The 22046-nt window shown below is 66.9% G+C and carries 19 protein-coding genes; 5 read left to right on the top strand and 14 right to left on the bottom strand.

Features of this window, described 5'->3' with window-relative positions; all coding sequences use genetic code 11:
- Positions 1-2: 2 nt before the first annotated feature.
- From H7692_RS01025 to glmM, 6 genes are all read right to left on the bottom strand, one after another.
- Positions 3-1142: a site-specific DNA-methyltransferase gene (locus H7692_RS01025; protein ID WP_222136222.1), complete on the bottom strand. Its 1140-nt coding sequence runs from the start codon at positions 1140-1142 to the stop codon at positions 3-5.
- Positions 1143-1378: 236 nt separating this feature from the next.
- The gene (locus H7692_RS01020) at positions 1379-2275 is read right to left on the bottom strand and encodes an oxidoreductase (RefSeq protein ID WP_222136223.1); all 897 of its coding nucleotides are present in this window, start codon (positions 2273-2275) and stop codon (positions 1379-1381) included.
- Positions 2276-2291: 16 nt separating this feature from the next.
- Positions 2292-2846, bottom strand: a complete 555-nt coding sequence (locus tag H7692_RS01015; RefSeq protein ID WP_222136224.1) for a ribonuclease HII — start codon at positions 2844-2846, stop codon at positions 2292-2294.
- A 133-nt stretch (positions 2847-2979) separates the two neighbouring features.
- Positions 2980-4122 carry a bifunctional hydroxymethylpyrimidine kinase/phosphomethylpyrimidine kinase gene (gene thiD, locus H7692_RS01010; RefSeq protein ID WP_222136225.1) on the bottom strand — a complete coding sequence of 381 codons (1143 nt, stop codon included), beginning with the start codon at positions 4120-4122 and terminating at the stop codon, positions 2980-2982.
- A 113-nt stretch (positions 4123-4235) separates the two neighbouring features.
- Complete coding sequence (locus H7692_RS01005) at positions 4236-4469, bottom strand: DUF1272 domain-containing protein (protein ID WP_201925069.1); 234 nt, start codon at positions 4467-4469, stop codon at positions 4236-4238.
- A 2-nt stretch (positions 4470-4471) separates the two neighbouring features.
- Positions 4472-5812, bottom strand: a complete 1341-nt coding sequence (gene glmM / locus H7692_RS01000) for a phosphoglucosamine mutase (RefSeq protein ID WP_227339639.1) — start codon at positions 5810-5812, stop codon at positions 4472-4474.
- Positions 5813-5932: 120 nt separating this feature from the next.
- Here glmM and H7692_RS00995 point away from each other — a divergent pair, with 120 nt between their 5' ends.
- The 3 genes from H7692_RS00995 to H7692_RS00985 all read left to right on the top strand — a co-directional run bounded on the left by H7692_RS00995 (position 5933) and on the right by H7692_RS00985 (position 8798).
- On the top strand, positions 5933-7183 hold the full coding sequence (locus H7692_RS00995) for a dicarboxylate/amino acid:cation symporter (protein WP_222136227.1): 1251 nt from the start codon (positions 5933-5935) through the stop codon (positions 7181-7183).
- Positions 7180-8175, top strand: coding sequence for an aldo/keto reductase (locus H7692_RS00990; protein ID WP_227339638.1), 996 nt, complete (start codon positions 7180-7182; stop codon positions 8173-8175). The genes H7692_RS00995 and H7692_RS00990 overlap by 4 nt, the downstream gene beginning before the upstream one ends.
- Positions 8176-8468: 293 nt before the next feature.
- On the top strand, positions 8469-8798 hold the full coding sequence (locus H7692_RS00985) for a hypothetical protein (RefSeq protein ID WP_227339637.1): 330 nt from the start codon (positions 8469-8471) through the stop codon (positions 8796-8798).
- A gap of 36 nt (positions 8799-8834) precedes the next feature.
- Here H7692_RS00985 and H7692_RS00980 read toward each other — a convergent pair whose 3' ends face one another.
- The 4 genes from H7692_RS00980 to H7692_RS00965 form a co-directional block, all read right to left on the bottom strand.
- The gene (locus H7692_RS00980; protein WP_227339636.1) at positions 8835-9536 is read right to left on the bottom strand and encodes an NnrU family protein; all 702 of its coding nucleotides are present in this window, start codon (positions 9534-9536) and stop codon (positions 8835-8837) included.
- A gap of 52 nt (positions 9537-9588) precedes the next feature.
- Positions 9589-10860 (bottom strand): amidohydrolase family protein, encoded by a 1272-nt coding sequence (locus H7692_RS00975; RefSeq protein ID WP_227339635.1) that lies wholly within the window; start codon positions 10858-10860, stop codon positions 9589-9591.
- A 131-nt stretch (positions 10861-10991) separates the two neighbouring features.
- Complete coding sequence (locus tag H7692_RS00970) at positions 10992-12401, bottom strand: amidohydrolase (RefSeq protein ID WP_227339634.1); 1410 nt, start codon at positions 12399-12401, stop codon at positions 10992-10994.
- Between the two features lie 3 nt (positions 12402-12404).
- A complete protein-coding gene (locus tag H7692_RS00965) occupies positions 12405-14027 on the bottom strand; it encodes a peptide MFS transporter (protein WP_227339633.1) in 1623 nt (540 codons plus the stop codon).
- Positions 14028-14193: 166 nt separating this feature from the next.
- Between H7692_RS00965 and H7692_RS00960 the strand changes: the two genes are divergently transcribed.
- A complete protein-coding gene (locus H7692_RS00960) occupies positions 14194-14775 on the top strand; it encodes a nitroreductase (protein WP_222136233.1) in 582 nt (193 codons plus the stop codon).
- Positions 14776-14846: 71 nt separating this feature from the next.
- Positions 14847-15194, top strand: coding sequence for a GntR family transcriptional regulator (locus H7692_RS00955; protein ID WP_201925050.1), 348 nt, complete (start codon positions 14847-14849; stop codon positions 15192-15194).
- A 15-nt stretch (positions 15195-15209) separates the two neighbouring features.
- Here H7692_RS00955 and H7692_RS00950 read toward each other — a convergent pair whose 3' ends face one another.
- Genes H7692_RS00950 through H7692_RS00935 form a run of 4 tightly spaced genes read right to left on the bottom strand, consistent with a single transcriptional unit; the run spans position 15210 to position 21946 of the window.
- Positions 15210-17030, bottom strand: a complete 1821-nt coding sequence (locus tag H7692_RS00950; RefSeq protein ID WP_227339632.1) for a tetratricopeptide repeat protein — start codon at positions 17028-17030, stop codon at positions 15210-15212.
- Between the two features lie 22 nt (positions 17031-17052).
- Positions 17053-18438 carry a PEP-CTERM-box response regulator transcription factor gene (prsR, locus tag H7692_RS00945; protein WP_201925046.1) on the bottom strand — a complete coding sequence of 462 codons (1386 nt, stop codon included), beginning with the start codon at positions 18436-18438 and terminating at the stop codon, positions 17053-17055.
- Positions 18435-20555: an XrtA/PEP-CTERM system histidine kinase PrsK gene (gene prsK, locus H7692_RS00940; RefSeq protein ID WP_227339631.1), complete on the bottom strand. Its 2121-nt coding sequence runs from the start codon at positions 20553-20555 to the stop codon at positions 18435-18437. The genes prsR and prsK overlap by 4 nt, the downstream gene beginning before the upstream one ends.
- 2 nt (positions 20556-20557) lie before the next feature.
- Positions 20558-21946: a TIGR03013 family XrtA/PEP-CTERM system glycosyltransferase gene (locus H7692_RS00935; RefSeq protein WP_227339630.1), complete on the bottom strand. Its 1389-nt coding sequence runs from the start codon at positions 21944-21946 to the stop codon at positions 20558-20560.
- Positions 21947-22046: the final 100 nt, after the last annotated feature.

Raw genomic sequence — 22046 nt, 5'->3', positions numbered from 1 at the left:
TGTCACGCTTCGTTCGCGAGCAGCCAGTCCTGCCGCACCGCGTCGATTACCCGCAGCTCCTTGCCGTCGTCGACGTGCCAGAATGTCCAGCCGTTGCAGCTCGGCGCGCCCTGCACACCTGCGCCGACCTTGTGGATCGAGCCCGCCGGCTGGCCGTCGCAATCGAGGCTGCCGTCGACGCGCACAACCGCCTTCCAGCGCCGCTTTGCATCGCTGAGCACCGAACCCGGTGCGATCATCCCGCATTCGACGAGCGTGCCGAACGCGACGCGCGTCGCCGCCTTCGGCGCCATCATCGTCTTGACCGTGCTTTCGTCGAGCGGCAGCGCCATCGCGATCCGCTCTTCGGCGGCTGCGATATAGCCGTCCTCGCGCTCGATACCGATAAAGTGGCGTCCAAGCCGCTTCGCCACCGCGCCCGTCGTTCCCGTCCCGAAAAAGGGGTCGAGGATGACGTCGCCGGGGTTCGAACAGGCAAGCAGCACGCGATAAAGCAACGCTTCGGGCTTTTGCGTCGGGTGAACCTTGCTGCCGCCCTTCTTCAATCGCTCCTGCCCGCCGCAGATCGGGATCAGCCAGTCGGAGCGCATCTGAAGCTCGTCGTTCAGCGTCTTCATCGCGCGATAATTGAAGGTATAGCGCGACTTTTCGCCCATCGACGCCCAGATCAAAGTCTCATGCGCGTTGGTAAAGCGCGTGCCCTTGAAATTGGGCATCGGGTTCGCCTTGCGCCACACAATGTCGTTGAGGATCCAATAGCCCTGGTCCTGCAGCGCGGTGCCGACGCGGAAGATATTGTGATAGCTGCCGATCACCCAGATGCTGCCATTGGGTTTCAGGATGCGCTTTGCCTCGGCAAGCCATGCACGCGTGAAACGGTCGTAGGTCGCGAGGCTGTCGAACTTGTCCCAATCGTCGTCGACCGCATCGACCTGGCTGCCGTCGGGCCGGTGAAGGTCGCCGCCGAGCTGGAGATTATAGGGCGGATCGGCGAAAATCATGTCGACGCTCGCCGCCGGGAGCGAGCGCATCATCTCGATGCAATCGCCCTTGAGGATGCTGTCGAGCGGGAGCTCTACGGGCGCCGTTTTTGCCGCGCGCTGCTTCGCCGCGGGCGTCTTCACCCGTTCCATCACACCCATATCTGCACCCCGTTCTCGTTCGAAAGAAGGCCTTGATGAGTCCGGCAGAGTCCGCCGTCAAGCTCGGGATTCTAGGATTCAAGCCTCTCGAAATGGTTAACGGGACGAGAACGAAAGGAGTCTGCCACGACATATGGAGTCGCGAGCGACGCGCGGACTCAACCACTGGTGGTGTGGCCGCGAAGACTCACCCGTCAAAAAAATTCCCTCTTTCCCCTGCGGGAAAGGAATGACAGCTAAATCCCCGGATCGACGCCCGTCAGCTCGACCGACCGCTCCCACAGCTCGCGCCCCAGCGCCGGATCGCGCGCCGCGCGCGTCGCGCGCGCCGGACCCGAACGGCCCGTAACCTCGCCGATCCCCTGCGGCCCCAGATAATCGCCGCCCTGCACATGAGCGCCCGTCGCCGCCTGCAAGGTCGGCCACGCGCCCTGCGCCGGACTGTTGAAAAAAGGCGCCGCGAGCGGGCTCAGGAAACGCAGCGGCAACGGCATGTGCCGGGTCAGTTCGGTCAGCGCGACGCCGGGATGGCACCCGATCGCCTGCGTCGCGCGTCCCGCCGCGCTCAGCCGTCGGTCGAGCTCGAACATATGGACGAGGTTCGCGAGCTTGCTCATCTGGTAACGCGACCAGATGTGGTAGCTGCGCGTCGCGGCAAGGTCGCTGAAATCAAGCTCGCCGCTGCGATGCGCGAGGCTCGCGGTAATGACGATGCGGTCGTCGACATGGGGGTGCACCAACCCGGTGAAGGCAAAGGTGCCGAGGTGATTGACCCCGAACTGCAGCTCATAGCCCTGCCGCGTCAGCGTGCGCGGCGGAACCATCACGCCGGCATTGTTGACCAGCACGTCGACGCGCGGACCCGCGCGCACTTCGGCCGCCGCTTCCCGCACCTGATCAAGGTCGGCAAGGTCGAGCCGCAGGAAGGAAAGCGACGCCTTGGGGACGTCGACGGCAATCCGCGCCATCGCGTCGCGCGCGCGGCTTTCGTCGCGGCAGGCAAGCACCACGTCGCCGCCGCGCGCCGCCAATATCTTTGCCGTTTCGAAACCCAATCCCGCGTTTGCGCCGGTAACGACAAAGCGCCGTCCGGTCTGCGTGCCGACATCGTCGGCCGTGAATCCGTCGCGCATCGCCCTCTCCCGACAGTCAGACCAGTTGCATTTGTGCGACCGGGGCAAAGCTGGTCCGATGAAGCGGCGTCGGCCCATATTGGCGCAGCGCCGCGAGATGCTCCGCCGTGCCATAGCCCATGTTGCGCTCCCAGCCAAAAGCGGGATAGTCGCGCGCCGCGGCGACCATCATTCGGTCGCGATGTTCCTTGGCAACGATACTCGCCGCCGAAATGCACGGGTGGAGCGCGTCGCCGCCGACGACCGCGCGCGCGCGGTAGCGCCAGCGCGGCAGCCGGTTGCCATCGACGAGTATCTCGTGCGGGTCGCACGCGAGCGCCTCGACCGCGCGTGTCATCGCGAGGAAGGTCGCCTGCAAGATATTGACCGCGTCGATCTCCTCGACGCTCGCCACTCCGACCGCCCAGCGGCAATGCGCCTTGATCAGCGCCTCCAGCTCGGCGCGGCGGCGCGGCGTCAATTTCTTGCTGTCGTCGAGCCCCGCAATCCCCTCGTCGCACAATATCACCGCCGCAGCGACGACCGGACCCGCAAGCGGACCCCGCCCCGCCTCGTCGACGCCGACGATCATATTCTCCCCTCCGCTTCGAGGGAGTGGCAGCTAGCCTTGCGAGCTTGCGCGCCAATCGCAGTGGAGTGGACAATTGAGGGCGTCAGAAACTGCGGCAACCGCGCCCGCCCCCTCCGGCAAGCGGGACGGGAGCTCACACCCGCCACGGCGGAAACCTCCGATATTCGCCCGCCTGATACAGGCACAGGCGGTTGCCTGCGGGATCGGTCAGCCGCGCCTCGCGCCAGCCCCAATCCTCGTCGCGCGGCATCTGGTCGAAACGCACCCCGCGCCGCGCGAGATAGGCGACCCACGCATCGAGCGCCCCGCTTTCCAGATAGGTCGCAGCATCACCCGCTTCGCCATCGCCGACATGCACCGACAGCGTCACCCCGTTCGCCGCCTCGAACCGGGCGTAGCCATTGTCCGGGCTGTCGACGATCTGCGTCAGCCCCATCTGCTTGTAGAAGGCGACCGACGCCGCATAATCGCGCGCGGGCAGGGTAATCTGGTTGAGCGCGGGGCCGGTGAACAGCCCGTCGTTGCGCACCGTCTGCTGCCCCATCGGCCCATGCCCCGCACCCAGCCCCGGCGCTTCGAGCAACGCCAGCCGCACGAAATCGCGCGCGCGCGCCACGGCCGGTTCGAGCGGCATGCCCTGCGCCAGCCCGGTCGCGACCGCGCTCGCGAGCGTGCAGCCGGTGCCGTGCGTATGCGGCGTGTCGATCCGCGGCGCCTCCCACCGCGCGACCTCGCCCTCTTCTGCGTCGAGCAGCCGGTCGGTGACGGTCTCGCCCTCGCCATGCCCGCCCTTGACGAGCAGCGCGCAGCCCTGCGCGAGCACCGCCGCCTCGCCACCGAGCGCGGCGAGTTCGGGCAGGTTGGGCGTGACGACGCGCGCGCGCCGCATCAGCGCCTCGAACGCCGCGATGGTGTCGGCATCGGCGAGCACCGACCCGCTCGTCGCGACCATGACCGGATCGAAGACGACCGCGACATCGGCGAGATCGGCGCGCGCGAGCCGCTCGGCGACGGCAGAGGCCGTTGCAGCGCTGCCGATCATCCCGATCTTCACCGCATCGACGCCGATGTCGTCCGCGACGCTGTCGATCTGCGCGAGCACCATGTCGGTCGGCACCGCATGGACCGCCTGGACGCCCTGCGTGTTCTGTGCGGTGATTGCGGTAACGGCGGTCATCGCATGGCCGCCAAGCATCGTGACGGTCTTGATGTCGGCCTGGATGCCCGCGCCGCCGCCGCTGTCCGACCCCGCGATGATCAGGACGCGCGCGGTCACCGAAACCCTCCGTCGCCCCCGCGCGGGCGGAGGGCGCTGTCGGTCGAACGCGATCTTTGACCGACCGCGGCCCCCGCCTGCGCGGAGGCGACGGTCATGTTCGATTGCACGGCCTAACCCCGCGCGCCCGGATGCCGCCGTTCGGTCGATGCGGGAAACTTGGCGAGCGCCGGCCCCTCGCGCAGCGGCCGGTCGAGCAGGTCGCCGCCGCAATTGGGGCAGCGTTCGTCGAGCTTGTCGGCGCAATCGGCGCAAAAGGTGCACTCGAACGAACAGATAAACGCGCCGTGGATGTTGGCGGGCAAGTCGCGTCCGCAGCGTTCGCAATCGGGTCGCATTTCCAGCATATTCAATCTCCTGCCGCGACGCGCACCGCGTCGCAAATCATATCGACAATCTGTTCGACCTGCCCCGCGTCGTCGCCCTCGGCCATCACGCGGATCACCGGCTCGGTGCCCGAGGCGCGGATAACGAGGCGGCCGCGGCCGTCAAGCGATGCTTCGCCGTCGGCGATCGCCGCCTTCACATTGGCGTGGTCGAGCGGCTTGCCGCCGCCGAAGCGCACATTCTTGAGCAATTGCGGCACGGGGTCAAAGAGGTGCAACAGATCGCTCGCGGGCTTGTCGGCGCGCACCAGTTCGGCGAGCACCTGCAACGCCGCGAGCGTGCCGTCGCCCGTCGTCGCATGATCCGACAGGATCATATGCCCCGACTGCTCGCCGCCGACGTTGAAACCGCCGCTCTTCATCCGTTCGAGCACATAGCGGTCGCCCACCTTCGTGCGCTCGAGCCGCAGCCCCTCGCTTTCGAGGAAGCGTTCGAGCCCCAGGTTCGACATCACCGTCGCGACGACCCCGCCGCCCTTCAGCCGCTCCTGCCGCGCCCAGCTCGCGCCGATCAGCGCCATGATCTGGTCGCCGTCGACGATTTTTCCCTTTTCATCGACGACGATCAGCCGGTCGGCATCGCCGTCGAGCGCGATGCCGATGTCGGCGCCGCTCGCGACGACCGTTTCCTGCAACAAGGCGGGTGCGGTCGATCCGCAACGGTCGTTGATATTGGTGCCATTGGGCTCGATCCCGATCGCGACCACATCGGCGCCAAGCTCCCAGAACACCGTCGGCGCGCTGTTGTATGCCGCGCCATTGGCGCAATCGAGCACGATCTTCAGCCCGTCGAGCCGCACCGATTGCGGCAGGCTCTGCTTGACCGCATGGATATAGCGTCCGCGCGCATCCTCGATCCGCTTGGCGCGCCCGATATGCGCCGGGTCGGCGCGCGGCGGTTCACCGTCGAGCAGCCGCTCGATCTGCATCTCGTCCTCGTCCGACAGCTTGTATCCGTCGGGGCCGAACAGCTTGATGCCATTGTCCTGATAGGGATTGTGACTTGCCGAAATCATCACGCCCAGATCGGCGCGCATCGAATGGGTGAGCATCGCGACCGCCGGGGTCGGCATCGGGCCGACCTGCACCACGTCCATGCCGACGCTGGTGAAACCCGCGACGAGCGCGTTTTCGAGCATATAGCCCGAAAGCCGCGTGTCCTTGCCGATCACGACGCGGTGCTTGTGATCGCCGCGCAGGAAGTGCGCCCCCGCCGCCATCCCGACCCGCATCGCGACCTCGGCGGTCATCGGGACCTGATTCGTCAGCCCGCGAATCCCGTCGGTTCCGAAAAACTTGCGCATGCCACCTCTGCTACTTAAGCCAGAACGCAGACCAATGCCTGCCCGGCTTCCTGCGGACGGCCCTAAGTCACCCTCTTTTGCTTGGCAAGCTGGCCAGAAATTTCGCCGGGAGAATATGGTTTGAAATCGGCATGGATTATCCTCTCGGCGCTTGTCGCCGGGATGCTGCTGGGAATCGCGATCGAACTGGTGGCGCCCGACGCGGGGACCGCTTCCCTGCCCTTTATCGAACCGATCGGCCTGCTCTGGCTCAACGCGCTCAAGATGACGATCGTCCCGCTCGTCGTCGCGCTGCTGATCACCGGCATCACCGCGACCGCCGACGCGGCGCGCGCCGGCAAACTCGCCTTCCGCGCGGTGATGACCTTCATGGGTGCGATCTTTCTGACCGGATCGATGTCGCTGCTGATGACCCCGCTGCTCATCCGGCTCTTTCCGCTATCGACGGGCGCTGCCGACGCGCTGCGCAGCGGCCTCGGCGGCACGACCGAGACCGGTCCATCGCCGACCTTTGGCGACTTCCTGCTCTCGCTGATCCCGACCAATCCGATCGCGGCGGCGGCCGAAACGGCGATCCTGCCGCTGATCGTCTTCACCACCATCTTTGCCTTTGCGATCACCAAGCTCGAACCGGTGCAACGGGCAACGCTATCGGGGCTGTTCAAGGCATTGGGCGACGCGATGCTGATCGTCATCGGCTGGGTGCTCGCGCTCGCGCCGATCGGCGTTTTTGCCCTCGGTTATGCGCTCGCGGTGAAGGCGGGAGTCGCGGCGTTCGGCGGACTTGTCCATTATGTGCTGATCCTCGCGGGGATCGGCATTTGCTGCCTCATCCTCGGCCTGGCCCTCGCCTGGCTCGTCGTCGGCGTCCCGCTGCCGCGTTTCGTGCGCGCGATGGTGCCGACGCTGGCGGTCGCGATCAGCACGCAAAGCTCGCTCGCCAGCCTGCCAGCGATGCTCAAATCGTCCGAAGACCTCGGCGTCGATCCCAAAAAGGCCGATGTCGTGCTGCCCCTCGCGGTCGCGCTGTTTCGCTTCACCAGCCCGGCGATGAACCTTGCGGTCGTCATTTATGTTGCGTGGCTGTTCGGCATCGAACTCACCCCATGGGAAATGGCGGTCGGCCTCGCGGTCGCGATGGCCGCGGCCTTGAGCTCGGTCAGCCTGCCCGGCTCGATCAGCTTCGTCACCTCGATCGCGCCGATCGCGGTATCGATGGGCGTGCCCGTCGCGCCGCTCGGGCTGCTCGTCGCGGTCGAAACCTTCCCCGATATTTTCCGCACCCTGGGCAATGTTGTCGGCGACGTCGCGGCAACCAAATTTGCCGCCGATGGCGTCGAAACAGCCGAACCCACAGGAGACACGCCATGAAATATCGCAAGCTCGGCCACGGTCTCACCGTCTCCGCGATCGGCATCGGCTGCATGCCGATGATCAAGGGCGGCAACATCCTCTATGGCGAGGCCGCCGATCTGGACGAATCGACGCGCACCATCCACCGCGCGATCGAGATGGGGGTGACATTCTTCGACACCGCGCAAATCTATGGCCCGTTCAGCAACGAGGAACTGCTTGGGCAAGCGATCCGCGGCAAGCGCGACGGGCTGGTCATCGCAACCAAATTCGGCTTCCGCTTCGACGGCAAGCAGATCACCGGCGTCGACGGTTCGCCCGAAAATGCGCGCCAGAGCTGCGAAGGCTCGCTCCAGCGGCTCGGTATCGACACGATCGACCTCTTCTACCAGCACCGCGTCGATCCCTCGATCCCGATCGAAGACGTCGTCGGCGGCATGATGCGGCTCGTCGAGGAAGGCAAGGTCCGCCACATCGCGCTGTCCGAAGCCGGTCCCGAAACGCTCCGCCGCGCTGCCAAGGCCGCGCCGATTGCCGCGCTGCAAAGCGAATATTCGATCTGGGAGCGCGACGTGGAGGACGAGATCCTCCCCGTCTGCCGCGAATTCGGCATCGGCTTCGTCCCCTATTCGCCGCTCGGCCGCGGCTTCCTCGCGGGCGCGGTGCGCAGCCGCGACGAGCTTCCCGAGCACGACTGGCGCCGCAACGACCCGCGCTATTCGGACGAAAACCTGCCCGCCAACCTGCGCATCGTCGACGCGATCGGCGCGGTCGCCGACCGCCACGGCGTATCGAAGGCACAGGTCGCGCTCGCCTGGCTGCTCGCGCAGGGCGACGACGTCGTCCCCATCCCCGGCACCAAACGCCGCGCGACGATGGAAGACAGCATCGGCGCCGCCGACCTCACCCTTTCCGCCGATGATCTCGCCGCCATCGACGCCGCCGCTCCCAGGGGCGCAACGAGCGGCCCGCGCTACGGCGAACAGGGCATGCGGATGGTGCGGTTGTAAAGATCGGTCGCGGCCCTGTTTTGATCCTCCCTGCGGCGAAGCCGTGGGGGAGTCGCAGACGGCGTGTAGCGCCAGCGGGACTGCCGCCACAGGCGGTGGTGGAGGGGCGGCGACGCCGCGCCAACGGCCCCTCCGTCAGCGGCTGCGCGGCTGCCAATAATCAGTTCGTCATCCCGGACTTGATCCGGGATCCATGACTTCGGCGCTGCTATGGATCCCGGATCAAGTCCGGGATGACGAATGTCTTGTAACGGCCGATTGCAGACATGCCGCTAAGGTGCCAAAAGTGCCGAATGAAGAATATTCAGATCATTGACGGCGCGTTGAATGCCACTTTCAGCATTTTTCAAGCGACCGACGACGAATTTGCCGCAATCTTTCCCAACGACCGCGACATGGAACTCATTGAAGATTTATTCGGAAGGCTCGGTGATGAAGAAGCGGCTCGGTTACTTGCTCCACTGTGGAGCCGACCCATTCTTAAACGCGAGGCTTTGGGTATTCATGGAACGCTGTACTATGACAACGAGGAGCGCATTATTCCCGCGACAAAGCGGGAAGTCGATTGGGCTGACGGCGCCATAAACTCGTCACAGAGGGAGCTGTTCGCGCGCCACCGCTAATGCCAGCTCCCCACCCCTAAACCGCCCCGCCCGCCTTCACCCCACCCAGCGCCAAATCCCCGCAGTCATATAGCCCAGCGCGCCATGCCCCCATGTCGCGACCAGCCACAGCGCGATGCCGCCGAACAGCGCGCGGTCGCGCGGGATCGTGTCGCCCCACGGCGTCTGCCCGCTCACCTGCCGCGCGAAGGGAACGAAGCTCGTCCGCGCCGCCCAGTGGCGCCACGCGTCGCCCATCAGCCGCGCCTTCTTGACGTCCTGCCCCGCCGACCCGACGAGCGCGAGGAAGGCGATCGTCGCCGACAGCACGATCTGCGCGGCGGTCGGTACGACGAGCACATGCGCCAGGGCCCACAGCGCGAAGCTCCACATCATCGGGTGCCGCGTCACCGCATAGACGCCGCGCGGCGCGCCCTGCGCGGTCAGCGCGGCGGCGGGACTCGGCAGGGCGGGATTGCCGACGAGCGACCCCGCGAAAAGGATGCTCGCGAACAGCACGATCAGCGTCGCGAGCGCCCACAGCGGATCGCCCACCGCCCACAGCGGCGGTTCGGCGGGCATCCCGCGCCACGCCTGCACCAGCATGATGAAGGTCGCAAGCGCGACGACCGAATAGACGATCTGGAACCCCCGCTCGCCCAGCCGGTCGGCGAGCGGCGCGCGCAGCGGGTGCGAAAGCACCAGGTGCGAGCCGACGAACAGCACGCAGGTCGTGATCAGCAGCGACATCGGTTGCACGGAAGTCTCCTCCTCTCCCTTTCCCCGGTGCCGCGCTGGTCAGTCGCGGCGCTTAACGATCATAGGCCTTGGGCAATGCGCCTTCCTGCGGGTTGGCGTAACGGTCGCGGAGGCGATCCTGCCGCGTCGTCAGCGACTGCGCCTTGCCGTCGATCCACACCGCCACCGGGCGGCTGCCCAACTCGAGCGGGTCGTCGTCCCATATCACGACATCGCCCGCGCGGCCGGGACGCAGCGACCCGATGCTCGCTTCCATCCCGACGGCGCGTGCGGGCGCGCTGGAGATCGACGCAAAGGCTTCGTCCCAGCTCAGACCGCTCGCGCCCGGAACGCGCGCCAACCCCACGAGATTGCCAGCATATTGCGTAGCATAACCCATTTTGTGCGCGTCGTCGTCGTCGAATACGCCGACCGATACATCGACCCCGGCATCCTTCAGGCGTCCGGCGTTCGATTGCGTCGCCGCGAGCCGCTCGAAACTGTCGGGCAGGTCGCTCAGCGGCGACAGGATCACCGGCACTTTCGCTGCGGCAATATCGCGCGCGACGAGCCAGCCGTCGGTCGCGCCGACGAGCACCAGCTTCATCGCCGGAAACTCGCCTTTCAGCTTGAGCACGTTCAAAATGTCCGACGCGCGGTCGACGCGCACGAACAGCGGCGTCGTGCCGTCGATCACGCGCACCAGCGCCTCGGCATCGGCGCGCTGGAGCAGCGCATCATTGCCCCATTCGGCGAGCGCCGCCGGATTGCGGGCATAGCTGCGCGCGGCGAGCAATTGTTCGCGGAACAACAGGAAGGTCGCGGCGCGGCTGCCGCCCGCCTTGCTCGATCCCGCCTCGCCGAACGCGACGAACTGCAACGCGCGCGCGCGCGTCACCATGTCGTTGTCGTCGCCCAGGTCGACGACCGCACCCTGCCCGGCAAAAAGACTGCTGCTCGGGCCCGGCGCGACGATCGCGCGCGTCACGCCGCCGGCGCGGTTCACCGCAACGGGCGAGCCCATCGGATTGAGCGCGGGCGCGATGTCGAGCCCCGCTGAAAAGCGCGAGCGCGTCGCCGAACGGTCGTTGGTCCCGCTCACCGCGTCGACCTCGACCAGCCCGACGCGGCTGAACGCCGCGACCAGCCCCGGCGTCACCCAGCGCCCTTCGGCATCGACGCGCTCGACGCCCGCGGGAACGGCAACGTCCGTCCCCGCCGCGACGACCTTGCCGCCGCGCACGACGACGGTGCCGCCCTCGACCGGCGCGCTGCCGTCGCCGATGACCAGCCGTGCATTGGTGATGGCGATGTCTTGCGCCGCAGCGGGGGCAGCGGCGGCCATCAACGCCACCAGAGCGCCCCCCAAGCCCGCTCGTGTCGAGCGAAGTCGAGAAACCCCGAAGGCACGCACGAACGACAGGCATCTCGACTTCGCGCGATGCGAACGGACAAGGGATTTCGTGAAAAGAGCGTTCATTTCACGTCTCCCTCGCCGGGCTGGCCCAGCTCGAAATCGCTCACCGGTCGCCGTTTCGGATCGTTCGCATCATACATCAGCGCGCCGTCGATCCACACCTTTTCGGGGCGCGTATAGGCGCTGAACGGGTTGCCGTTCCACAGCACGACGTCGGCCATCTTGCCGGGCTTCAGGCTGCCCGTCCGGTCGGCAATGCCCAGCGCCTTGGCGGGATTGTACGACACCCATGTCCACGCCTGCGCGTCGCTGATGTCGATGCCCATCCGGCGTCCGGCCTTCAGCGCCTTTGCCGCTTCCTGGTTGAGCCGCTGAATCTGGTTGGCGTCGTCCGAATGGACGATCGCGCACGCGCCGGCGCGCTCGACGAGCGGCACATTCTCGTTCACGCCGTCATAGGATTCCATCTTGAAACCCCACCAGTCGGCCCACATCGCCGAACAAATGCCCTCTTTCGCGAGCAGGTCGGCGATCTTGTAGCTTTCGACGGCGTGGTGGAATGTCGACACCTTATAGCCGAACTCCTTCGCCATATCGATCACCAGCGCCATTTCGTCGGCGCGATAGCAATGGTTGTGGACCAGGATTTCGCCCGAGAGCACGCCGACGAGCGTTTCCATCGCGAGGTCGCGGTCGGCCTTGCCCTCGTCCATTTTTTTCTTGTGCGCGGCGGCCTTCGCCCAGGTCTGGCGATTGACCGCGAAATTGCCCATGCGCGTCGAGGGCATGCGCCCCTTGCCGCCATAGACGCGCTTCGGATTTTCGCCGCACGCCATTTTGAGACCATAGGGTGCGCCGGGGAATTTCATTCCCTGCACCGTGCGCGCGGGCACATTCTTCAGCGTGATCGAACGCCCGCCCATCAGGTTCGCGCTTCCCGGCAGGATCTGCAGGCTCGTCACGCCGCCATTGGCGAGCGCGCGGCTGAAACCGGGATCCTGCGGCCAGACGCTATGTTCGGACCAGACTTCGGGCGTCGTCGGCGAGGTCGCCTCATTGCCGTCCGAATGGGCATCGACGCTTGGCGAAGGATAATCGCCGAGGTGGCTGTGGATGTCGATGACGCCGGGGGTCAGATATTTGCCGCGCCCGTCGATCGCTGCCGCTCCGGCGGGCACCGCAAGGTCCGCGCCGCCGACCGCTTCGACCTTGCCGTCTGCCATCACGATGACGCCGTCGTCGATCCGCCCGCCCTCGCCGTCAAAGATGGTGACGCCGCGCACGACGGTCGTCTGCGACGGATAGGGCCGATAGGTCGACGGATAGGGGTTCTTGTCGAACTTCGCCGATTTCTCGGCCGAAGCCGCGGGCTTGTCCCCCGCCGACTTCGCCTCGCCGCCCGTCGCCGCGCATCCCGCAAAGCCGAGCGAAACCGCCGCCAGCAAGCTGGCCTTCAACCTGGTGCGCATCGCTCAGGCTCCCTTGGATTCGGGATGGGTCCCTGCGGCCTGCGGCTCGCCAAGTTCGCTTTCGCCCGCGATGTGATCGGCGTCGCGCAGCGTGTCGAGGTGCATCCACCGCTTCACGATCGGCGACAGCGCGAGCACGACGACGCTGACGCCCAGCGTGATCCAGCCGATCTGGTCATAGATGGCGAGCGTCGCGTCCTTGGTCATCACCCCGTCATGCCCGCCGGTCGCCTCACCGATCTTGCCCGCGACGAAGTTGCCCACCGCGGTCATGTAGAACCAGGCGCCCATGATCAGCGACGCCATGAACGACGGCGCGAGCCGGTTCATCGCCGACAGGCCCACCGGCGACAGGCAGAGCTCGCCGGTCGTGTGGAGCAGATAGAGCAGGAAGACGAAGATCACCGGCGTCATCGCTTCCATCCCGACGCTTTTGGCGCCCCAGACAAAGACGAGGAAGCCGAGGCCGACCTGCGCGAGCGCCAGCGCGAACTTCGCGGGCGCCGAGGGTTCGAGCCCGCGCTTGCCGAGCCATTGCCACAGCATCGCGAAAAAGGGCGCGAACAGGATGATATAGATCGGGTTGATCGACTGGAACACCGACGCCGGAACGCCGCCAATATCGACATAGCGGTCGGTATAAAGGTTGAAGCTGCCCCCGGCCTGCTCGAACAGGCCCCAGAAGAGCGGGTTGAGCGCGATCAGGAAAAGGATGGCAAAGATGCGCTCGCGCGGCTCCTTGTCGAGCTTGAGCGCCTGATAGAGCACCCAGCCGAGCAGCGAAAAGCCCGAGATGATGAGCAGCGTCTGGATGACATCCTGATACTGGACGAGGCCCCACATCACCGCAACGGCGGCAAGACCCGAGCCATAGACCGCCATCTCGGTGTTCCGCGAAAGCGGCGCGGGCGCTTCGCCGGCGCCGAGCAGCACCTTCTTGCCCAGAACGAACACGATCAGCCCGGCGATCATGCCGATGCCGGCGAGGCCGAAGCCATAGGCCCAGCCGATGCGCTGGCCGAGATAGCCGACGAGGATGGTGCCGAGCGCCGCGCCGACGTTAATCCCCATGTAGAAGATCGTGTAGGCGGCGTCGCGGCGCATGTCGGTCAGGCGATAGAGCTGGCCGACCATCACCGAAATATTGGCCTTCAAGAAGCCCGAGCCGACGATGATGAGCGCCAGCGCGAGCCAGAAGATGTTGATCGTCGCGTCTTCCTGCCCCCCGACGCCCTCGAACGCCATGAACAGGTGGCCGAACGCCAGCAATATGCCGCCGAACAGCACCGCCTTGCGCTGTCCAAGATACCGGTCGGCCAGATAGCCGCCGAGCACCGGCGTGATGTACACCAGGCTGGTATAGGCGCCATAGATCAGGTTCGACTTGCCGTCCGAGAACAGCCAGTGCTGCGTCAGATAGAAAATCAGCAACGCGCGCATGCCGTAGTAGGAGAAACGCTCCCACATCTCGGCAAAGAAGAGCATGTAGAGGCCTTTGGGGTGGCCGGCGAACTCGGGTTTCTTGCTGCCCGCGATCAGTGCGCCGATACTCAGGAACACGCCGAGAACCACGAGCGCGATGACCGCGATCCAATCCCCTTCGTTCCAAAGAGCCATATCTTTCATGCCGTTGCGTCCCCTTGTCCCTTAATTCATTGCGCGGCACATGGCCGCGCGAAAGCGGCAACCTAGCGCGAAAATTGCGTATGGGAAGAATCTAATTGCGTTCGAAACCAACCCGCGTCGGCGCGCGGGGTTGCGTGGACGGCGCGAAGTCGCCAGATGCCCCGCTATGTTCAACGACAGCTCCACGCTCAAAAGCCACCTCGCGACGCGCCGCTCGGGCAAGGCGCGCGACATGATCGCCCCCGGTCCCGACGCCGCGCAGCTTCGCGACATCGTCGCGCTCGCGCTGCGCACGCCCGATCACGGCAAGCTCGCACCGTGGCGGATCGTCACGGTGGCGGACGACCAGCGCGCCAAATTCGCCGCGCTTCTCAAGGAGGCATGGGTCGCCGACAACCCCGGCGCGGCGGGCATGGACCTGTCGGCGCTCGAACAGTTCGCGCACCAGGCCCCGACGCTGCTCGTGCTCCTCTCCACCCCCGACCGCAGCGCGAAAATCCCGCTCTGGGAACAGCAGATGTCGGCGGGCGCGGTCGGCATGAACCTGCTCCACGCCGCGCATGCCCACGGCTTCGTCGGCAGCTGGCTTACCGGCTGGGCGGCCTATAGCCCCGCGGTCGCGGCCGCGTTCGGCGCGCGCGAGGGCGATGCGATCGTCGGATATTTCTTCATCGGCACCGCCGGACGCCCGCTCGACGAGCGGCCGCGCCCCGAATATGACGAGATCGTCCGCAGCTGGGACATTTAATTACGCGAAGACGCGCCACCGCGTAATCGGCGTCGTTTGACTGTGCTGCTGTCTTATGGCATTAAGGCGGCATGCTCGATCAATCCAAGCCCGTCTATCAGCGTCTCCGCGATGTTATCGCCAGCGCCATTCTCGACGGACGCTACCGCGACGGTGACATGCTGCCCTCGGTCCGCACGCTCGCAGCCGAAGAGGGCGCGAACCCGCTGACCGTGGCAAAGGCCTATCAGACCTTCCAGGACGAAGGACTGGTGACGGTGAAGCGCGGCGTCGGCATGTTCGTGGCCGAAGGGGCCACCGACCGGCTGCGCGCGCTGATGCGCGAGGATTTCCTGACCAACGTCTGGCCCCCCGTCGCCGAGCAGATGCGGCGAATCGGCCTCGACGCCCGCACCCTTCTCGACCTCAGCGACGCCTGACCTCCACCGCCGCGATTACCGCCCGATCTGCGCCGCTTTGTCGCGCAGGTCGCTCGCCGCCTGCGCGGCGCCCTCCCGTTCGAGCAGGTCGGCGTAAAACTCCATGATCGCCGCGTTGAGCGGCTGGAGCCGATAGGCCCGGTCGATGAACGCCCGCGCGCGTGCGCGGTCGCCCTTTGCGGCATAGGCGCGCGCCAGTTCGCGCAGCACCACCGCGTCGCGGTCGCCGATTCGCCCGCGGACGCGATGAAAATGCCATATCGCCGTGTCCCACTCGCGGCCGTCGATCGCGAGGTGCCCGGCGATGCGGTCGGCCGCGATGCTGGCGGGATCGCTACGGCCGAGCGCGCCGATGGCGGCGCGCGCACCGGCAACATCGCCCCCGCGATAGAGCGCATTGGCGAGCCGCAGCGCCGCCCGCTCGCTCGCGTCGAGGTTGCGCGCCGCGCGATAGGATTGGACCGCAAGACCGAAACGTCCCGCCGCAAAGGCAGCATCGCCCAGCAGGATATGCGCTTCGGCAACCCCCGGATTTGCGTCACGCAGCGCCGCTGCCCGCTCGATTGCACGCGCCGCGTCGCCGTGCGCCAGATCGGCCGCCATCGCCGGGATCGCGCGCGCGGGATTCAGCGGTGCGGCGTCGCCGGCGCTGCGCAGCAGGATGCTCTGGCCAAAGGCGAAAGGTTCGGCGTCGCCGCGCGTCAGCGCTGCAGCGCGCGCGGCATAGGCTGCGCCCCGCTCCGCCGCCCCGCCCTCGGCGGCGATCCGCGCCGCGAGCAGCAACGACCAGCTGTCGGCATCGTCGCGTGCGACGATCGGGGCCAGCGCCTTGGCCGCCGCGGCGCTGTCGCCGTCGGCCCAGCTCGCCGCGGCCAGAATCCGCCGTGCCGTAAAATTGTGCGGCTGTCCGGACACCAATCGCTCGGCCCAGGTCGCGGCAACCGCCTCGCCGCCCAGTTCGAGTTCGACGATCGCGCTGAGCAGCATGAAGCCCGGTACATCGTCCATCGCCCCGCGCGTGCGTTGGAGCAGGCTGCGCGCGAGCGGGAAATTGCCCGCGCGCGCCGCGACGACCGCCTGCAGATAGTAAAGACGCGGATCGCCGGGCACGACCGTTGCGGCGCGCCGCAGTGCCGCGAGCATGGCCTTGTACTGGCCCAGATCGCCCAGCGTCGCGGCCTGCGCGATCAACGCATCGCCATTGCCGGGATCGACGTCGAGCGCCGCATCATACCAGGGCAGCGCCGCCGTCAGGCCCTCGGACTTCCGGACCAGGCCGGCCTTCAGGGCAAGCGCCGCGCCATTGGTTTCGTCAAGCTCGATCGCATAATCGACAGCGTCGCGGGCGCCGAGCAGGTCGGCATTCGCCGCGCGGAAGCGCGCAATATCGACCCAAAGCATGGCATTGCGCGGCAATGCCCGCACCGCGTGGTCATAGGCGTCGCGCGCATCCCCCAGCTCGCCCCGGTCGCGATGGATGTCGCCCGCGACCCACGCCGCCTCGCCTTCCATCGCGGCGATGACCGGCCCCTCGGACAGGATGGCCAGCGCCGCGTCGCCTTTACCCTGCATCGCAAGCGCACGCGCCAGGATCGGACGCAGCGCGGCGGGATTGCCGCCCGCGTCGATGGCGCCCCTGATCGCGGCTTCGGCGGCGACGCCGTCGCCGAGCTTCGTCGCGACGCGCGCCAACTCGACGCGCTCCGCTATCGCACCGGCGTCGCGCGCGATCGCCCGTTGCAGTTCGGCGCGGCGCGCTTCCCATTCGGAACGCGCATTATGCGGCGCGCTGTCGCCGCACCCGGCCAGAACCGCTGCTGCTGTCAGCGCGGTCAACCAGACGCGGCATCGCCCCATGTCAGGCTTGCATCCGATACTGCTTGAGCAGGTCGTACAGCGTCGGACGGCTGATGCCGAGCAGCTTTGCCGCCGACGAGATATTGCCCTCGCTCTGCGTCATCGCGCGGCGGATTGCGACGCGGTCGGCGGCCTCGCGCGCGCTGCGCAGGTTCAGCCATGCCGCCTCGTCGCCCTCGTTCTCGTTGGCGGCGCGGGCAAGGTCGAGGTCGCCTTTCGTCACCAGCTTGCCGTCGGCCATGATGACCGCGCGCTTGATCCGGTTTTCAAGCTCGCGGACATTGCCCGGCCAGCGCGCCTCGTCGATTGCGTGCAGCGCGTCGGGCGCGAAACCGCGCACCGCCGGGTTCATCGTCGGGGCATATTGGTGCAGGAAATGCCGCGCGAGAAGCACCGCGTCGCCGGGCCGCCCGGCGAGCGTCGGGATCTTCACCACCATCTCGGCAAGCCGGTAATAAAGATCGTCGCGAAAGCTTCCGTCGGCGATCATCGCGTCGAGATCGCGGTGCGTCGCGCACACGATGCGCGTATCGACCGCGATTGCCTTGCGTCCGCCGATGCGTTCGATCGTCCGCTCCTGAAGGAAGCGCAGCAATTTGACCTGCAGCGGCAGCGGAATGTCGCCGACTTCGTCGAGGAACAGGGTGCCGCCGTGGGCGAGTTCGATCTTGCCCTCGGTCGTCTTGACCGCGCCGGTGAACGCGCCCTTTTCATGCCCGAAAAGCTCGCTTTCGAGCAGGTTCTCGGGAATGGCGGCGCAATTGATCGCGACGAACGCACCGTCGCGCCGCGCGCTCGCCTCGTGCAGTCCGCGCGCCAGCAATTCCTTGCCGGTACCGCTCGCGCCGAGCAGCATCACCGACACGTCAAGATCGGCGACGCGCTCGATGGTGCGCGCGACCTTCACCATTTCCGGCGCGCCGGTGATCATTCCCCCGAGCACGCGGTTGTCGGTCGCTCCCTGCTCGGAAAGGCGGCTGTTCTCGACCTCGAGATCGCGGACGTGAAAAGCACGCCGGACGATCAGTCCCAGTTCCTCGATATCGATCGGCTTCTGATAGAAATCCCACGCCCCGCTCGCGATTGCGGCGAGCGCGCTTGCGCGTTCGCCATGCCCCGACACGACAATGACCTTGGTATCGGGCTTGGCATCCAAAATGGCCTTCAGGACGCGAAATCCCTCGCGCGTCCCGTCGGGTTCGGGCGGCAGCCCCAGATCGAGCGTCACGACGTCGGGTTCCTCGGCGCGCAGCAGGTCGACCGCGCTGTCGTGGTCGCCCGCGATCAGCACCTGATAATCGTCATAAGCCCATTTGAGCTGCGCCTGCAGACCGCTGTCGTCCTCGACGACCAGCAATTTGCGCGCTTCGGGCGGGGTGGCACTCATTGGTTCGCAGCCTTCCTCTGATAGTCGTCGGCGCCATGCCCGCGCTCGCTCTCCGCAAGCGGCAACCACAGCGTAAAATTGCTTCCCGCGCCCGGCTCGCTGACGACATCGATCCTGCCGCCCATTGATTGCGCGAGTTGCAGCGCCTCGAACGCGCCAAGCCCGAAGCCGCCGTCCTTGGTCGATACAAAGGGCTTGAACAGCTCGTTGCGGACGAAGGCGCGGGTCATGCCCTTGCCCTGGTCGATGACGTCGATCCGTACGCGGCCGCTTTCGGCGACGGCGACCAGTTGCACCGGCGCTTCGGGTTCGGATGCGTCGATTGCATTGTCGACCAGATGTTGCAGTATCTGACGGATCGACGCCGCATCGCCCCACGCCGCCAGCCCTGCCTGGCATCCGGCAAAAAGCGTCCGCCGCGCCCTGGTGGCGGCGACGATGGCGTTGATCAGCGGCTCGACCACGACGCGCGCCGGCTCGGCCGTCTTTCCGCGCTCGCGGGGCGACAGGCGGGCGAGCAGGTCGCTGAGGCGGCTCGCCGATCCTTTGAGCGTCGCGATCATGTCCGCGCGAAACTCGGGCTTTTCGGCGTGGCGCTCGGCATTGCGCGCGAGCAGCGCCAATTGGCTCGCCAGATTCTTGATGTCGTGCATGATGAAGGCAAAGCGCCGGTTGAACTCGTCGAACCGTTTCGCCTCCGATAGCGCTTGCTGCCCTTGCGCCTCGGCAAGATAGCTCGCCGCCTGCCGCCCCGCGATCCGCAGCACGTCGAGGTCTTCCCAGTCGAGTGCGCGCGACACGGGCGGGCGGTGCAGCACGACCACCGCGATCATTCGCTGGAAATGCAGCACCGGGACGACCACCCACGCGCGCGGGTCGGCGAGCAGCCAGTCGGGCATCGCGAGCTCGCTGTCCCCCTCGCCCCCTTCGCGGCGCTGTGCGTCGAGTTCGACGATATGCTGCGTTTCCTGCAGCATGAAGGCCGAACGCAGCGGCAGCGGCGCGACCTCGGCGTCGGGACCGCCCGGCCAGCGCCACGCATCGGCGATGCGGAATCCGCCGACCGCGTCGGGCAGCATCAGCAGCGCGCCGGGGCTCCCCGTCAGTTCGGCCAGCCCCTTCGCGACGCGGCGGTGCAGGTCGCGCCCGTCCTCGCTGTCCTCGTCGCTCTGCGCGAGCGTCGCGGTAAAGCGCATCCACTCGGCGCGATAGTCGTACCGATGTTCGAAGACATGCTTGGAGATCGTCACCGACAGCCACGCGCGCGCGCGCGCCGACAGGAACAGCAACGCGCCCAGCCCGAGCGCGACGATCAGGAACAGGCCCTGCGCCAGCTCGCCATAATCGCCCCCGCCAAAGCGCGCGACTGCCCCCGCGAGCCCGATCAGCGTCAGATAGGCCGCGCCGCCGACGAGCAGGATCGCGCGCATCGCCGCGGCGCGCGACAGGCGAATGCGCTCGCGTCCGACATCCATCGCGGCGACGACAAAGGTCGGCAGGACGAGCAGCGCCACCGCCGGCAGCAACAGGATCAACGTCGACGCCGGCTTTCCCGTCAGCGCGCCGATCAGCTGCACGTTGAGTTCATAGGCCCAGATCATCGCGAAACCGCCCGCAACCGTCATCACCGGCATGCGCAGCCCGCTCCCCGCGCGGCGGACGCCGCCGTCGGTGATAAGCAGCCCCCCGATCGCGACGATCATCGCGCCGACCGCCAGCGAGGGCCCGATCCAGCCCGCGACATCGCCGCTGCGCAGATGCGCCGCCCCGCCAAGCACAAGCGCAATCGCGCCGATCGTGACGAGCAGGCGCAGGATCATCCGCAGCGGTTGCGACATCGGGGCTTGCGGCGACCAGAATGTCGCGGCGAGCCAGCCGAGCCAGCTGAGGTCGCGAAGCGCCTGGATCACCAGCACCTGCGATGCCCCCGGCTGCCATGTAGCGAGCGCCGTACACCACGCCGCCGTCCCTGCAGCCGCCAGGATCAGCCAGCGCGGCGACGGCATCAGCACCGCGAGGCGCTGGCGCGGCCGCGACAGCAGCCACAAGGTCGCGCCGATGAATCCGACCGCCGCCAGGGCCGACAAGATCTCCGAAAATTGCGCGAGCAGCGACATGGTCAGCGCACCCCCTCGGGCCACAGCACGACGCGCACGGTCTGCAACAGGATCAACAGGTCGAGGAAGGGCGAATAATTCTTGGCGTAATAGAGGTCATATTCCAGCTTCACGCGCGCGTCCTCGACCGACGCGCCATAGGGATAGTTGATCTGCGCCCACCCGGTCAGCCCGGGCTTCACCATGTGCCGTTCGGCATAATAGGGCAGCTGCTGTTCGAGATCGCCGACAAAGCTCGGCCGCTCCGGCCGCGGCCCGACAAAGCTCATCTCGCCCTTCAGCACGCACCAGAGCTGCGGCAGCTCGTCGATGCGAAGCTTGCGGATGATGCGCCCGACGCGGGTGACGCGCGGATCGTTCTCGCTGGCCCACACCGCCTTGCCTGCCGCCTCGGCATCGGTCCTCATCGAGCGGATCTTGACGATATCATAGGGTTCGCCGAACAGGCCGACGCGCGGCTGGCGATAAAAGATCGGCCCGCGGCTGTCGCACTTCACCGCAACCGCGGCGATCAGCACGAGCGGCAGGCCGAGGACGAGCACCATCAGGCTCGCGGCGATGTCGAATATTCGCTTCCCCACCTTGGAAATCCGCTGCCCCGCCGAAAAGCCGTCCGAAAAGATAAGCCCGCTGGGGTTGGTCGTCGCAAGGTCGACGCGGCCCGTTTCGCGCTCGATGAAGCTCGCAATGTCGTTGACGTGGATTCCCGTCGTCTTGACGCGCAGCAGGTCGCCAAGCGGCAGCGCGTTGCGCCGTTCTTCCATCGCCAGCACCACCTCGCCCACCCCCAGCGCGACGGCATGGTCGGCGAGGTTGGCGATGTCGGCGCGCGGCACCGCGCCATCGACCGCCGATTCCGACGCCGACATCGCGACGAATCCCGCGGCGACCAGCCCGCTCCCCGGCGCGTCGGCAAGCGCCTGCAACCGCGCGGCGCGCGGTCCGGCGCCGAGCACCAGGACACGGCGGCGAAACGCGTCGGCCCCGGCGGTCTGCGTCAGGATCAACCGGATGAACAGCAGCGCGACGATCGCCAGCGCCATCGCGTAAAAGCTGTTGACGCGCCACAACGTCGCGGCCGGCACGATAAAGCCGAGCACCGAGAGAAAGATGACGCCGAGCGAGATCGCCGCGAACAGCCGCGCGGTCGCGAATTTCATCGAACGCAGCGCCTCGGTCCCGTACATTCCCGTCGCCATCATCGCGAGCGAATTGGCGACGGCAAAGGTCAGCAGCGGCAGCCAGCGCGATGCGAAGCTTCCGGCATCGAACCCGCCCTGATGCGCATAGATGCGCCAGGCGAAATCGGCCGACGCGAGCAGCGCGAAAAGTTCGAGCAGCGCGAGCCAGACGACCGCATGCGGGACATAATGTTTGAACAGCCGGATCATGCGAAATGCGACGCCCTTTCGTGCGGGCGGTTTTACGGCCGACGCGTGAAGTGTCGGTTAATTTTACACTCACGATTTTCGAACCGGCCGCATTGCCGAT

Source organism: Sphingopyxis sp. P8 (assembly GCF_020622175.1).
GTDB lineage: Bacteria > Pseudomonadota > Alphaproteobacteria > Sphingomonadales > Sphingomonadaceae > Sphingopyxis > Sphingopyxis jiangsuensis.
This window is presented reverse-complemented; position numbering and strand designations above follow the sequence as displayed.